This window comes from Halomonas sp. ATBC28 (assembly GCF_005937175.1).
Lineage (GTDB): Bacteria > Pseudomonadota > Gammaproteobacteria > Pseudomonadales > Halomonadaceae > Vreelandella > Vreelandella titanicae.
The window spans coordinates 22790-37711 of the sequence record NZ_VCQL01000028.1; the positions used below are offsets into that span (position 1 = coordinate 22790).

Annotated in this window: 13 protein-coding genes; 1 reads left to right on the forward strand and 12 read right to left on the reverse strand. The window is 55.1% G+C overall.

The genetic code is table 11. The features are described from left to right. Positions 1 to 4: 4 nt before the first annotated feature. The 10 genes from recO to rpoE all read right to left on the reverse strand — a co-directional run bounded on the left by recO (position 5) and on the right by rpoE (position 9885). A complete protein-coding gene (recO, locus tag E0L35_RS22805) occupies positions 5 to 700 on the reverse strand; it encodes a DNA repair protein RecO (RefSeq protein WP_041158333.1) in 696 nt (231 codons plus the stop codon). 8 nt (positions 701 to 708) lie between these two features. Next, on the reverse strand, positions 709 to 1608 hold the full coding sequence (gene era, locus E0L35_RS22810; RefSeq protein ID WP_009286442.1) for a GTPase Era: 900 nt from the start codon (positions 1606 to 1608) through the stop codon (positions 709 to 711). Beyond that, positions 1605 to 2297, reverse strand: a complete 693-nt coding sequence (rnc, locus tag E0L35_RS22815) for a ribonuclease III (RefSeq protein WP_009286441.1) — start codon at positions 2295 to 2297, stop codon at positions 1605 to 1607. The genes era and rnc overlap by 4 nt, the downstream gene beginning before the upstream one ends. Positions 2298 to 2364: 67 nt before the next feature. Continuing rightward, on the reverse strand, positions 2365 to 3168 hold the full coding sequence (gene lepB / locus E0L35_RS22820) for a signal peptidase I (protein ID WP_009286440.1): 804 nt from the start codon (positions 3166 to 3168) through the stop codon (positions 2365 to 2367). Positions 3169 to 3183: 15 nt separating this feature from the next. Further along, entirely contained in the window at positions 3184 to 5001 is a 1818-nt protein-coding gene (gene lepA, locus E0L35_RS22825) for a translation elongation factor 4 (protein WP_138801510.1), read from the reverse strand. A 195-nt stretch (positions 5002 to 5196) separates the two neighbouring features. Continuing rightward, positions 5197 to 6609, reverse strand: a complete 1413-nt coding sequence (locus E0L35_RS22830; protein ID WP_138801511.1) for a DegQ family serine endoprotease — start codon at positions 6607 to 6609, stop codon at positions 5197 to 5199. 81 nt (positions 6610 to 6690) lie between these two features. Beyond that, positions 6691 to 7158: a SoxR reducing system RseC family protein gene (locus E0L35_RS22835; protein ID WP_022523842.1), complete on the reverse strand. Its 468-nt coding sequence runs from the start codon at positions 7156 to 7158 to the stop codon at positions 6691 to 6693. A gap of 1 nt (position 7159) precedes the next feature. Beyond that, a complete protein-coding gene (locus tag E0L35_RS22840; protein ID WP_138801512.1) occupies positions 7160 to 8203 on the reverse strand; it encodes a MucB/RseB C-terminal domain-containing protein in 1044 nt (347 codons plus the stop codon). Between the two features lie 54 nt (positions 8204 to 8257). Beyond that, complete coding sequence (locus E0L35_RS22845) at positions 8258 to 8977, reverse strand: sigma-E factor negative regulatory protein (protein ID WP_022523844.1); 720 nt, start codon at positions 8975 to 8977, stop codon at positions 8258 to 8260. 308 nt (positions 8978 to 9285) lie between these two features. Further along, positions 9286 to 9885, reverse strand: a complete 600-nt coding sequence (gene rpoE / locus E0L35_RS22850; RefSeq protein ID WP_009286436.1) for an RNA polymerase sigma factor RpoE — start codon at positions 9883 to 9885, stop codon at positions 9286 to 9288. 379 nt (positions 9886 to 10264) lie between these two features. On the opposite strand from rpoE, the gene E0L35_RS22855 reads away from it, so the two are divergent. Continuing rightward, positions 10265 to 11341: a 3-deoxy-7-phosphoheptulonate synthase gene (locus tag E0L35_RS22855; protein WP_039858206.1), complete on the forward strand. Its 1077-nt coding sequence runs from the start codon at positions 10265 to 10267 to the stop codon at positions 11339 to 11341. 38 nt (positions 11342 to 11379) lie between these two features. On the opposite strand, the gene dinG is transcribed toward E0L35_RS22855, so the two are convergent. After that, a complete protein-coding gene (gene dinG / locus E0L35_RS22860) occupies positions 11380 to 13509 on the reverse strand; it encodes an ATP-dependent DNA helicase DinG (protein ID WP_022523846.1) in 2130 nt (709 codons plus the stop codon). 5 nt (positions 13510 to 13514) lie between these two features. After that, on the reverse strand, positions 13515 to 14789 hold the full coding sequence (rhlB, locus tag E0L35_RS22865) for an ATP-dependent RNA helicase RhlB (RefSeq protein WP_022523847.1): 1275 nt from the start codon (positions 14787 to 14789) through the stop codon (positions 13515 to 13517). Positions 14790 to 14922: the final 133 nt, after the last annotated feature.

The following is a 14922-nucleotide window of genomic DNA, read 5'->3' on the forward strand; positions in this document are numbered from 1 at the left end:
AAAATCAGGGACGATAGCGACGCCGAGCTAAATCGAGCATCAGTTCTCGCGAACGCAAAACGGTGGTGCCAAGATGGGGTGCCAGCGCCGCTCGCATTACCGCCTTTAATGCATTGGCAAGGCCTTCATGTTGCCAATCACCCTGCTCAATGTAACGTAACGTCCTGCCGTCGAGGCCACGCTCAGCAGGTATGAATGCCCGGCTGGCGGTGTCAAAACGGTAGCGGAGCTGAGGATCCAAAACGCTACCTTCTGGTGTCGCAAACTGCGGCGTGGCCTCGAGCGCCTCTAACAGCGCCCACTCATAGCGGCGGAGCGCTAATGCGCGCTCCGCTGGCGCTGGCAGTGCTTCTAGTAGCGCGGTATAAAACGCGAAAACGTCAGGCGCCGGCAGTTCTAACGGCAGCAGCCGGGTGGCGATCTCATTGGCGTAAAGCCCGCACAGCAACCCCTCCCCGGCCAACAGCGCCGTCTGGCCGCGAGACTCCATCAACGTTAGCCGCTTTAAATCGCGGCTGCCCTGCCAGGTCACGAACAGCGGCGTAAACGGCTGCAGGCGTTGGCGCGATTTAGAACCGGGCCTTTGCCCGCCATGGGCCACAGCACGCACTCTGCCGTGATCAAGCGTTAATAGATCCACCAGCGCACTGGTTTCACGATATGGCCGACGGTGGAGTAAAAAAGCCGGCTCTGGCGACATCGCTACCTTCAATCGAGGTCGTAACCCAAGCTTTTCAAGGCGCGCTCGTCATCCGACCAGCCGCGTTTTACTTTCACCCATAAATTGAGCATCACTTTGGTACCCAGGGCGCGCTCCATATCCAGGCGCGCTTCACGACCAATGCTCTTGAGACGATCGCCGTTTTCACCAATTAAAATGACTTTTTGGCCTTGGCGCTCAACGAGAATAAGCGCGCTGATATGCGTTACACGCTCTGTCTCGCGGAACTCTTCAATTTCAACGGTCATCTGGTAAGGCAGCTCATCGCCCAGCTGGCGCATCACTTTTTCACGCACCAGCTCAGCGGCCATAAAGCGCAGGCTTTTATCGGTAATCTGGTCTTCAGGGAAGAAGTGGACACTTTCAGGCAGGTGTTTGGCCACTTCCTCTTCCAGAGTATCGACCTGAGTGCCATGCTTGGCTGAAATCGGCACGATAGCGGCGAAGTCGCGGCGAGCACCGACATCCGCCAGCCAAGGCAGCAAATCGCCCTTTTCGCCCAGACGATCGACTTTATTAACCGCCAAAATCACCGGCGCTTTTACGTGCTCCAGGCGCTTCAACACCGCCTGGTCTTCTTCCGTCCAGCGGGTGCGGTCGATAATAAATACTACGCAGTCCACATCACGCAGGGCCTGGGTAGCCGCCTGGTTCATAAAGCGGTTGATCGCTTTATTACGATCCTTGGACATGATGTGCATGCCCGGCGTATCAACATAGATGAACTGCGTCTCATCAACCGTTTTAATACCCATGACCTGGTGGCGCGTGGTTTGTGGTCGCCGTGAGGTAATCGATATTTTCTGCCCCAGAATACGGTTCATGAGGGTCGATTTGCCCACGTTGGGTCGGCCGACGATGGCAACGAATCCGCAGGTTTGGCTCATGATTTATCTCCAGGGCTTTTTTCGAGGTACGACAGCGCTTCTTCTGCCGCCTGCTGTTCAGCATGACGGCGGCTTGGGCCTTTACCAGTGGTATGCTCAGCCAACAGGTCAATGTAGCACTCCACGGTAAAGGTCTGGGCATGCGCCTCGCCCTTTACGCAGACAACTTCATAGCGCGGCAACGCGGCTTGACGCGACTGCAAAAACTCCTGCAACCGTGTTTTGGGATCTTTTTGGGTATCTTGTAAAGAGATATTACCCAGCCTTTCCGCGTACCAGTCCAACACCCGGTTGCGCACCACATCCATCCCAGCATCCAGATAGATAGCGCCAATAATGGCTTCGACCGCATCCGCCAAGATCGATTCACGACGATGCCCGCCACTTTTCATCTCGCCGGAACCTAGCCGCAAGCATTCACCGAACTCCATTTCTCGGGCCAGTTCCGCCAGGGTTTGTCCTTTCACCAGTCGCGCGCGCAGGCGCGAAAGCTGTCCTTCACGGGCCTGAGGAAAGCGCTGAAACAGCGCCTCGGCGATGACAAAGTTGACGATGGAGTCACCTAGAAACTCCAGGCGCTCATTGTTACGACCACCGAAGCTGCGGTGGGTCAAGGCCAATTCCAGTAGCGTATCGTCGCCAAAGGTATGACCGATTCGTCGGCAAAAAGCGTTCAAGGAATTACTCACAGCTCTCCTACGTCATTGACGTTAACTAAAGTGACATAACTGACTAAATTCAGCACACGCAGCGTCTTCATTCAATGCGCCGCACGCTGGTAAAACTTGGCAACCCGCCATCCCAGTGCATCCACACCGCAAAGGCGCGGCCCACAATGTTCTCTTCCGGCACGAAGCCCCAATAGCGGCTGTCGTTGGAGTGGTCACGGTTGTCCCCCATCATGAAATAGTGCCCTTCAGGAACCTCCACTTCACGCATTTGCGGGCCAGGGTCTCGCGGGTTGTTATAAATAAAGTGCTCGGTGTCGCCAAGGCGCTCTTCTAACAATAGCTGCTGGGGCGAACCATCGGGCCCATCCTCGATCAGCTCTTTGGCCACCGGTTCGCCGTTAACGTAAAGCTGCTTTCCCTCATAGCGGATATGATCCCCTGGCATACCGACCACCCGCTTGATGAAGTTCACCGAAGGCTCGTCGGGGAAACGAAACACCATCACATCGCCACGCTCAGGATCATCGACTTCGAGAAAGCGGGTGTTGACTACCGGTAAGCGTAAGCCGTAGGCAAATTTGTTGACCAGAATAAAGTCGCCCACTTCAAGCGTAGGCCGCATTGAGCCAGAGGGGATCTGAAAAGGCTCAATGATAAAACTACGCACCACCAGCACCACCAGCAGCACCGGGAAAAATGAACGGGCGTAGTCAACCGGCCACGGCTCTTTAAGTAGCTTTTCGCTGGTAACTGGATCCAGCCCTTCCTGGGTATTGGCCTCTGCGGCGGCGAAGCGTTGGCGGCGCTTGGGCTTTAATAGCCACACGTCCAACAGGTAAATAACGCCCGAAAGCGCAACGGCAAGTACCAGCAGTAATGAAAAATCCATGAGTGGTGTTCTTTCCTAGTCGTTAACCTTGAGCACAGCAAGGAAGGCATCCTGGGGAATTTCCACACGCCCCACCTGTTTCATGCGTTTCTTACCCGCTTTCTGTTTCTCGAGCAGTTTCTTCTTACGGCTGACATCGCCGCCGTAACACTTGGCCGTCACGTTTTTGCGCAGCGCTTTCACGGTGGAACGTGCCACCACTTGACCACCAATAGCCGCCTGAATCGCCACATCAAACATCTGCCGTGGAATCAGCTCTTTCATTTTTTCCACTAACAAACGACCACGATGGTGGGCGTGATCACGGTGGATAATCACCGCTAGCGCGTCAACTTTGTCGCCATTAATAAGTACGTCAAGACGCACCAACTTGGCCATTTCAAAACGCTCGAAGTTGTACTCTAGCGAAGCGTACCCCTTGGAGATCGATTTCAGGCGGTCAAAGAAGTCCATGACCACCTCAGACATGGGCAATTCATAGGCCAACTGGATTTGGTTACCCAGAAACTGCATATCCAGTTGCGTGCCTCGGCGCTGCTCACACTCGGTGATCACGTTACCCACATACTCCTGGGGAACCAGAATGCTGGCGCGCACCACTGGCTCACGCATTTCATCCACGTCAGCCATATCGGGAAGCTTTGAGGGGTTGGAGACGTAGGTGATGTCGCCATTTTTCATCACTAGTTCATAGACAACCGTGGGAGCGGTAGTGAGCAGATCGATATTATACTCACGCTCCAGACGCTCCTGGACGATTTCCATGTGCAGCGTGCCCAGAAACCCCACCCGGAAGCCAAAGCCAAGGGCATCAGAATTTTCCGGTTCATAGGCAAGTGAGGCATCGTTAAGCGCCAGCTTCTCTAGCGCATCACGAAAGTCTTCATAATCATCCGCACTGACCGGGAACATACCGGCATACACCTGCGGTTTTACTTTTTGGAAGCCAGGCAGACGCGCGACATCTGGCGTCTTGGTGTGGGTAATGGTATCGCCCACCGGTGCGCCGTGGATTTCTTTGATACCCGCGACAATAAAGCCGACTTCCCCGGCACGCAGAATCCCGGTCTGCTTGCGCTGGGGGGTGAAGATCCCTACTTCCGTGGTACCCCAGTCGCGGCCCGTCGATTTAATACGGATCTTATCGCCTTTGCGCAGCGTGCCATCAAACAGACGAACCAGCGAAACTACCCCAAGGTAGTTATCAAACCAGGAGTCGATAATGAGCGCTTGCAGCGGCGCTTCCGGGTCGCCCTTGGGCGGCGGAATATCGCGCACCAAGCGCTCTAGCAAGGCATCAATGCCCAAGCCACTTTTGGCCGAGACCTGGCAGGCGTCGGTGGCATCCAGGCCGATAATCTCTTCAATCTCCTGGGAAACCTTGTCGCAATCCGCCTGAGGCAAATCGATTTTGTTGAGTACCGGCAGAACTTCTAGTCCCTGTTCGATAGCGGTATAACAGTTGGCCACCGATTGCGCCTCTACCCCTTGTGCGGCATCGACAACCAGCAACGCCCCTTCACAGGCGTAGAGCGAACGCGACACTTCATAAGAGAAGTCAACATGCCCAGGCGTATCGATAAAGTTCAACTGGTAAACCTGGCCATCGGCGGCGGTGTAATCCAGCGTGACCGACTGCGCCTTAATCGTGATGCCTCTCTCGCGCTCGATATCCATGGAGTCGAGCACTTGCTCTTTTAGCTCACGCTCGGTTAATCCTTCGCAGGTCTGAATCAAACGATCAGAGAGCGTCGATTTACCGTGGTCGATGTGGGCGATAATAGAGAAATTGCGTATGTGCTTAAGCTTTCCGTTGGGAACGTCTTGGGACATCGAGTCTGTTCTGCCTTAGTGGTACGCAAGCGGCCGCATAAACAGGCCGCTTCGAGAGTTCAAAGCTCGAAAACAGCTGCCGTTTAAAAATAAGGGCCATTTCCGACAAAAAGATATCCGCTATTGTAGCGATATGCGCAGGCTAGGAACAGCGGTCCGGCGAGAACCGCCGGACCAGGAGTGAAAATAGGCGGGTTATTCCAGACGCAGCGCTACAAACAGGGAACGTCCGTCGCGGAACAGACGGACTGGAATAGCGCGATCAGTCGGCAACGCCTCGACAATCTCTACCAGCTCAGCTGAGGAGGAAACGCTGCGGTGATCAATACTCACTAACACATCGCCTGGGCGAATGCCGGCCTCAGCAGCCACGCTGCCAGACTCAACCTGACGAACGATCACACCGCCGGGAACATTCAGTTGCTCGCGCATGGTGTCATCAATTTCAGCGACCATTACGCCAAGACGCGCTTGGTTATTGCTGCCTGCCTGTGCCGACTGCTGCTCAGTGTCTGGCCAACTACCTAACTCGACAGACTCGGTCAGTTCTTCACCGTCACGCATCAAGGTGAGTTCCACCTCGGTGCCTGGTGCGCCTTTACCGATCAGTCGCGGCAGCGAGCTTGAGCGCTCAACCTCTTCACCATTGACCTTAAGAATGACATCGCCCGCCTGGAGTCCACCCTGGGCCGCTGGGCCTTCTGGATCAAGATCGGCAATCAAGGCGCCAATCGCATTCTCCATACCGAACGACTCGGCCAGATCATCAGACACAGGCTGAATCATGACGCCCAACCAACCACGGTCTACCCGACCGCCTTCACGCAGTTGCTCGGCCACATCCATGGCAACGTTAATGGGAATGGCAAACGAGACGCCCATAAAGCCGCCGCTACGGGTAAATATTTGCGAGTTGATTCCCACAACTTCGCCGTCTAAGTTGAACAGCGGGCCACCGGAGTTGCCGGGATTGATTGCCACATCGGTTTGAATAAAGGGCACATATGCATCCCGCGGCAAGGTGCGATTAATCGCACTGACGATACCCGCAGTGACCGAGTGGTCGAAACCGAAAGGAGAGCCAATCGCGGCAACCCACTCACCTACTTTTAGCTCGTCAGAGTCACCTAGATTGAGCGTAGGCAGATCATTGGCATCAATTTTGAGTACTGCCACGTCGGTTTGTGGGTCGCTACCAACCACTTCTGCTCTCAATTCGCGGCGATCATTGAGCCGCACAAGGATCTCATCGGCATCTTGCACCACGTGCGCGTTGGTCATTACATAACCATCTTCACTGATGACGAACCCCGAGCCTAGAGACTGTCGCTCTTCTGTACGTCCCTGACCATTACTGGGGGGCGCTGGAAAGCTATCCCCAAAGAAATGGCGGAAAATCTCGGGGATTTCCTGACCACCGAACCCGCCAAAATCGGGCGCGCTGCTGCGCTGAACCGTTCGACTGGTTGAGATGTTCACCACCCCTGGGGCAGCGTCTTCAACTAATGCGGTGAAATCAGGCAAATTCTGAGCGCTGGCGGCTTGGCCAAACGTCAGCAATGCCACCACACAAACCCAAAGCGTGGAAGGGAGAATCAAGCGCTTCATGCAAGAGCTCCTACTTAATGTGATAGTAAGCGAAGGTATATAAACAACTCACGGCGAGACACCGGAGAACTCATTAACAAACTAATTGACCAAGCGTGGGCGAAAGCGTTCCCCACGCCCGCGCATTAGACATTTAATACTTAGCGCACCGGCCATCAAAGCAATAAAAAAGCCCAGGGGCGCCAGCCAAATCGTAGTACTAACGAGCGCGACCAGTCCGGATAGCAACAGCGCAAGCAGTAGCGGCAACCCATAAACACAAAAAGCCAGCAACGTGACAGAGGCACGCGGCAGGCTGATAATGACTTGGCTTCCTAACGGATAGTTGCGCTCGGCGTTATCTGTTTTGGAGGGAACCGCTACGGCAATGCGTTGGCTGCGCTGGCGCGCCAGCAATCCGACCCCGCACCCTCTCCCTTGAGCACACTGCTCGCAGTTCTGCTGGGCGGCAATTTCTACGATTACTCCCTGAGAGGTGTAATCGACAACCGTGCCAGTACGAAGCAGAGAAGTGCCAAGTAAAGAGCCACAGGGCGCGGAGGTCGTCATTTTATCTACTCACCTCATCGACGCTTTCTTGAGATTGGTTTTCTAGCAGGTCGAAAGTGATTGAGCGAACAATACGCTGCAGCGTTGCTACGGGCAGCTCACCAATGGCCACCAACTGCCAGCGCCCTTCAGCGGTGATGGTGTGCTCAATGGCGACGGCCGAGACACCCAACTGCTGCACACCTTCCTGCAAGGCAATGGTTGCTTCAGATGCAAGAGGCTCCACAAAGATACTCACGGTGGCCAAACCATCACTGTAAACACGCTGATGCACATCGTCGCCGGCAAAAGTAACCGGTTGCGCAACAAAGCCGTCGGGTAACCAAGTGGTATGCCAAGGCGTGTTGAGGATAACGGTGGGCGAGCCCACTCGTACGCGGCCGGTATATTTTTGGGGCGATTGGAGCTGGGTAATTTGGAAGGTTTCAATGATCCTACCTTGCTGATCACTGAGTACATGCTTAAGGAGTAGGCCGGTATCTCGATCTAACCACCACTGATGGGAAAAACGCCATTGATCCCGAGGCTCGAAAATAAGTTTAACGGCATCGCGACCGGCTACCCGAGCATCATCCTCAAGCTCAATAGCGTAATATTTCTCAAGATGAGCCGCCCACCCTGCAGGAGTAGGCATCTCCCCATTACTATGCTCTTCAGTCCAAGCCAGTCGACCCACCGGCGAGCGCCGCTCAATACTCACGGAAGGACCGTCTAGGTACTGAACCACCTGCTGCCGAATGCCATTCTGGATGCGATGCGACAGCGCCAGCGTGCGAACATCAATAGCATCAATCGCCACCGCCCTGGCTTGGAAGGCATAACAGTGGCTAGCCCACAAACCACGCTCAAGCCACTGCGTGGCATTACTGGGCTGCCCTTCGGATTCCGCCGCGCACTCGTAGCCAGCATGACGAACCGGTTGGCTAACGTCGGACGAGCTATTGGCGTTTTCTGCATGCACTTGAAAAGAGAGCGTACCAACTACTGCTGCCAGTACCCAGGCACGCTTTAATCGCCAGGGCACGATCATGTCGCGCACTCCCATCCCGCGCACTCCCTACTCACTTAACAGGCTTCGTCAAAAAGAACGTCATTCAGCTTAGCGCTGACCTAATGGTTCAGTCACTGCAGATGAACGCATTAATGGCATCCAACTATCACCACTGCCGTAAGCAGCGCTCTGAGTATGCTGCTCTAAATAAGATTGCAGCAAGCCAATCTGATCTACATCAATATTGGTTCCCTGGGAAGCAGTCACTCCCTGAGGCGTCTGCGCTGAAAACCCAGTTTCACTAATATTCATCAGACCGCCCTGACCCGACTGACCGCTAAGCCGAAACGGCGTAGGCTCAAACATGGGCATATCAGCACGTGAGGCTACTGCCGACTGAGAGGCCAAATTGACGGGCTGTACCTGATTAGCGCCAGGTGCGGTCGTTGCCATGTCACCACTGCCCTGGCCAACGGGTGAGTCGTTGCCAAAGAACTGAACGCCGGTGATCACCATCAGTGACACTGCAGCAGCAACGCCAGCGCCGCGGGCGAACGAAATACCACCCGTACGGTGAGCTACAGGCTCGGCACCTTGTGTCATTGGAGCAGGCTCTTCGCGCAGTCTGGCCATAATGCCAGCGGAGAGATCAACGCTTACATCAACGCCCTGCTCCCGCTGCATCATGCTGCGGGCAAGGTGATATCGGCGCCATGTATCTGCGGCATCGTCATCATTAGGCAGTGCCTTCAACACTCGGCGAAGCTCAAGCTCATCACTCTCGCCATCCATTAACACCGAAAGTGATTCCCGTGTGTTTTGACTCATACTTCACACCCTCACACTGTTTAAAAGAAGTACTGGGGTGATGGCTTGCGTTATACGCACCACCACTCCGACGACTTCCAAGGCCAAGACTCAGTTCAGGCTAATTAAATGAGCAAAACTCATTAGCCTGCGACGCTAAGCTCATGACACTTTGCACATTGATATATCAGCGATTGACACACCAGCGTGCTCATCAAGATAGTCAGGCTTTATGACGCCTTACATGCCAGACAGTTCACAAAAAATAAAACCTTTATTTTTAAGGCTGACATCCTATAACGCTCATATCGCCTCCCCCACTACGACCACTACCCTTCGCGACTGTTCCGCGCGGTCGATACTAATGGGCGGATATGTTCATCAACCGCCTCGCGGGCGCGGAAAATTCGTGAACGCACGGTTCCCACAGGGCACTGCATGACCTGAGCAATATCTTCATAAGCAAGACCATCCAGTTCACGCAGGGTGATCGCCGTGCGCAGATCATCCGGCAAATTTTCGATTGCCTGATAAACCGCGGCTTCGAGCTGGTCTCTGGCAATCGCCGCTTCCGGCGACTCGGAATCTGCCAGTCGACCGCTTTGATCAATGATTTCAGCGTCGACAATATCCATATCACTTCCCGGCGGGCGCCTTCCCCGCGAGACCAGATAGTTTTTCGCCGTGTTAATCGCGATGCGATACATCCAGGTGTAAAACGCACTTTCTGAGCGAAATTTACCCAAGGCGCGATACGCCTTAATAAATGCCTCCTGGGCTACATCCTGAACTTCAGAGTGATCATGAACATAACGACCAATCAGGCCGATAATTTTGTGCTGGTACTTCTTCACCAGCAGATCGAAAGCGCGCGTATCACCTTTTTGGGCACGTTCAACAAGCTGTTGGTCTGTTTCCCGAGTGCCCATTCACACGCTCCTCCAGCTCGTACGGCATGCGCCGAGCCCAATTCCTATTAGCCCTGACAAATGGGCGTTCACAGCAAGCAGCATAGCGTCCCTTGGGCATTGATTAATAATAGAGTGAATAAAAGAGCGAATACGTCGCCCGAGTAAATTGCTGCATTATTATAACGGTACTAAATTTTAACGACAGGGCTCCCAGTGTTGCGCGTTCCGCGCAACGCATCAAGCGCTTACCGCCTTTCGCAAAAACCGTGCGGCTGACACTTTTAATGCCGCTATAGTTCCGCAGCAATTGATTTTTACCTGCCCGGCGAGCGATAGTATGTGCCACTTTTATCGCCCCCTTACTTTTTCAGTCATTACGCAAAGCACAGGTAGCAAGATGCCAGAACAGCAGGTTAATAACCTTAACGTCCTCGCTCAAGACGTTCTCACCACGCCAGAAGCGCTCAAGAATGCCGTGCCGTTAACGGAGGCGGCAGAGCGCACCGTGATCGAAGGTCGCCAAACCATTCAGAACATCCTGGATGGCAATGACCCGCGACTGTTGGTAGTGGTCGGCCCATGCTCAATCCACGATGTGGAAGCCGCCCTCGACTATGCCCGCCGCCTTCGTGAGCTGGCTGACCAGGTCAGCGATAGCCTGTATATCGTGATGCGTGTCTATTTTGAAAAACCGCGCACAACGGTCGGCTGGAAAGGCCTGATCAACGACCCGCACCTCAACGACTCCTTTGAGATCGATGAGGGTCTGCATATCGCCCGTAAATTGCTGGTCGATCTGGCCGAAATGGGCTTACCGCTAGCCACAGAAGCACTGGATCCCATTTCTCCCCAATACCTGCAGGACTGCATCAGCTGGTCAGCGATTGGCGCCCGTACCACCGAGTCCCAGACCCACCGGGAAATGGCTTCCGGCCTTTCCTGCCCGGTCGGCTTTAAAAACGGTACCGACGGCAGCCTGGACGTGGCGATTAACGCGCTTCAGTCCGTGGCCAGCCCGCACAATTTCCTGGGCATTAACCAAGCGGGCCAGGTAGCCATTATTCGCACCCGCGGCAACGCCTACGGCCACGTCGTTCTACGCGGTGGCAACGGCAAGCCCAACTACGACAGTGTAAGCGTTGCCCTGGCGGAGAAAGAGCTCGAAAAAGCCAAGCTCTCACCCAACATAATGATCGACTGCTCCCACGCCAACTCCAACAAAGACGCTGCGCTACAGCCATTGGTGCTGGAGAACGTCACCAACCAGATTTTGGAAGGCAACACTTCCATTATCGGCCTGATGGTTGAATCCAACATTGGCTGGGGTAATCAAAAACTTACCCAGGACCTTAGCCAACTGCAGTATGGTGTCTCCATTACCGATGCCTGCATCGACTGGGATACCACGGTGGAGACCTTCAGCCGCATGAACGATAAACTTGCCGCCGCACTGGCCAAGCGCATCGTCAAGTAAGTCAACAACCCCGCTACGGCGGGGTTTTTCATGACGTTCTAGCGACTAATCTCACGCCGAAATGGCGGCAGTGCATCCAGCAGTGCTTGTCCGTAGCGGCGGGTAATCACCCGCTTATCCAGCAAGGTGATCGTCCCACGATCGCTCTCTTTGCGAATCAAGCGCCCACAGGCTTGCACCAGCTTAATAGACGCATCGGGCACGCTAATGCGCATAAACGCATTACCGCCCTGGCTTTCTATCCACTCCGCTAACGTAGCACCCACTGGGTCGTCGGGTACCGCAAAGGGTAACCGCGTAATCACCACGTGCGTCAAATAGTCGCCGGGAAGATCGATACCCTCAGCAAAGCTCGCCAAGCCAAAGATGATACTGCCCTCGCCCCTATCCACCGCTGCCCGATGGCGCTCGATAAGCTCTCGCTTAGGCAGCGCATCCTGAGCGAGCACGCGCTCCTTCACACTCGCGGGCAACGCTTTATCCACCGCACGCAGCTGGGCGCGGGAAGAGAACAGCACCAGCGCCGCCTCTTGGTCGGCCAACTGCGAGACAAACGTCACAATCGCCCGTTCATGGGCCTCCCTATCGCCAGGGTCAGTGGCCTCTTTAGGCACGCGCAGCACGGCATTGGCGTAATCAAAGGGGCTCGGTAGCGCCTGATAGCGGTAGCGATTCGCCAAGCCTGCACGCTCTTGCAGGCGTTCAAAGCGCCCCAGCGCAGTCAACGTTGCCGAGGTGACCACCGCCCCATGGCAACGCCCCCATAAATGCTTGGCCAGGGTATGTGCGGCTGAAACGGGGCTAGCCGAAAACTCAACTTCCGGCTCCCCCGCTACACGGCTTAGGGTAATCCAGCGAGCGCTGGGCGCCTCATTAGCAACATCCTGCTCACTGAATGCCTGCCACAAGGCATGCGCCTCTAACGCCCGCCCATGAAGCAACGCAACGAGCGGCAGCCAGGTTTCTGCCTGCTCACGATCGAGGCCGGTCTGTTTATCGGGATCAAGGCTTTCACGCAGAATATCGCTGATACTCTCGAGGCAGCGCGACAGTGAAGCAAACATCACCAATAGCTGCTGCGCCTGTTCCCGCAGGGCATCGGGCACTTGGCCCTTCTCAAAACGCGATTGATGGGTGGCCTCTTCGTCAGCCAAACCGTTTGGCCGCTCCGCCAACTGATGCCCCATACTAAACACGTCGCCCAGTGCGGGCTCCAGGTTATGAATCAGCTCTGGCAAGCTAACTAAAAGCCGCGACACCGTTGGCTGAATAGCCAACGCTTGGTGAAGGTCGGTCAAACTGCTTCTCAGCGTTTTTAGCCAACGCAAGCAGCCGTGCACCGCAAAGCGGTGGGCAAAGTGGGAAAGCGCCTTCTCGGGCAGGTGGTGGCCTTCGTCGAAGACAAAGATGCAGTCCGCTGGGTCGGGCAGAATAGCGCCGCCGCCCAAGGCCAAGTCAGCCAGCACAAGGTCGTGGTTGGCGACGATAACGTCAGCATTCTCAAGCTCTCGGCGGGAACGAAAAAACGCGCAGGCACCGAAGTGCCCACAGCGCCTACCCGTGCACTGGCGATGATCCACCGTCAGCCGCCGCCAGTGGGCATCCTCAATCGCTTCTGGCCAATTATCACGATCCCCTTCCCATTCGCCCTGACCGTAAGCTTGCGCCATATCACTGGCAATCACGGTGAAGTCGCTACTTTGTGTTTGCAGCGACTGCTCAAACAGCGATAGCGTTGGGTTGGGTTCAGTACCTTCGAGCGCCTGATCCAGACGTGCCACGCACACATAGCGGCCACGCCCTTTGGCTAATGCGTAGCGAAACGCAATGCCGCTATGACTGGCCAGCGAGGGTAGATCCTGATTCAGCACCTGCTCCTGAAGAGCAACCGTGGCCGTGGAAATAATCAGCCGCTTGCCCCGCGCTTTCGCGATCGGCAAGGCGGCGATCAGATAGGCCAGTGTTTTGCCGGTACCAGTACCCGCTTCAAGCACACAGACATGGGTATCGCTGGTGCGCTTACCCTCGTCGTCGCTCTCTATATTACCCAGCGTCCGGGCGATTTCGGCGATCATCATGCGCTGACCGTAGCGTGGGGTCAGCTCAAGGGTGTCCACCACGCGACGGTAAGCGTCTTGAATCTCACTTTTGAGGGCTGTATCGAGCATGCGGCTTAGAGCATACCTTCCGGCGGATGCACGCAGGGCAGCTTGTCGTTGATATAGCGTTCGATTTCCGGCAGCGAGAAGGCATCCTCTTCACCGACGAAGCTAATCGACACACCCTTAGCGCCAGCTCGACCAGTACGACCGATACGGTGTACGTAGTCTTCCGGATCTTCCGGCAGGGTGTAGTTGATGACGTGACTAACGTCTTCAATATGGATCCCACGGCCTGCAACGTCAGTGGCGACCAATACCTGAATCTCGCCTTCGCGGAAGCTTTCCAGGGTTTTGATACGCTGATTCTGAGGCACATCGCCCGACAGCATCGCCGCACTGACACCGGCTTTTTTGAGCAGGTCGTCAAGCTTGCGAACTAAATCGCGACGGTTACCAAAGACCATCACACGCTCGAAGCTCTCTTGCTGAAGCAAATTAACCAGCAAGCGCTGCTTGTCGTCATCAGACACCAAATACACACGCTGATCGATGTCCGCCTGATTCTCAACGGTGACTTCGATCTCAACGTGGGCAGGATCAAGCGTCCATTGACTGGCGAGATTCAAGATGTCGTCGGTAAAGGTGGCCGAGAAGAGGAAGGTCTGGCGCTCCTCTTTTTTCGGCGTGTAGCGAATAATCCGCTTCACATCGGGGATAAAGCCCATCGACAACATGCGGTCGGCTTCATCTAACACCAAAACTTCGACTTCATTGAGGTCGATATCGCGCTTCTGATGGAAATCCAACAGACGACCAGGTGTTGCCACCAGAATATCGATCTTGCTGCCCAGGCTGTCACGCTGTTTTTGGTAGTCCATACCGCCGACCACACTCGCCACATTGAGCTGCGTGAAACGCGCTAACGCTTTAGCATCCTTTTCAATCTGCAGTGCCAGCTCGCGGGTGGGCGCAATAATCAAGGCTCGCGGAGCCCCCGGCTTTTGACCATTGGGTGTTGGCTCTTCCAGGAAGTAGGCCATCACAGAGATCAAAAAGGCTGCGGTTTTTCCGGTTCCCGTTTGCGCTTTGCCGACAATGTCGCCACCTAATAGCGTCTGGCGCAGGGCCTCCGCTTGAATAGGTGTGCAGTACTCAAACCCTTGAGCATGAATAGCGCGCATTAAGGGCAGCGGCAGATCAAAGTCATGAAAGCGCCACTTACCGGCCACGGCGGGCACCTGAAACTGACGAAGATCCCAGTTCGACTGGCGACGACGCGGTTTACGGCGGCGACGTTTTGGCTTGCGATTCTGGGCCGGGGCTGTGGTCTGTTCCGACTCGCTCATAGGCTGTCTATCTGTCCATTGCTGTGGAAGTTGGCATCACGAAGTGCGCATTGTACCAGGGCTTGGCGATAAGAGCGCGTCCTGCTGTCGAAGGAGTCCCCAGGCCTGTTAGAATAGCCGTCAAATCGACGTA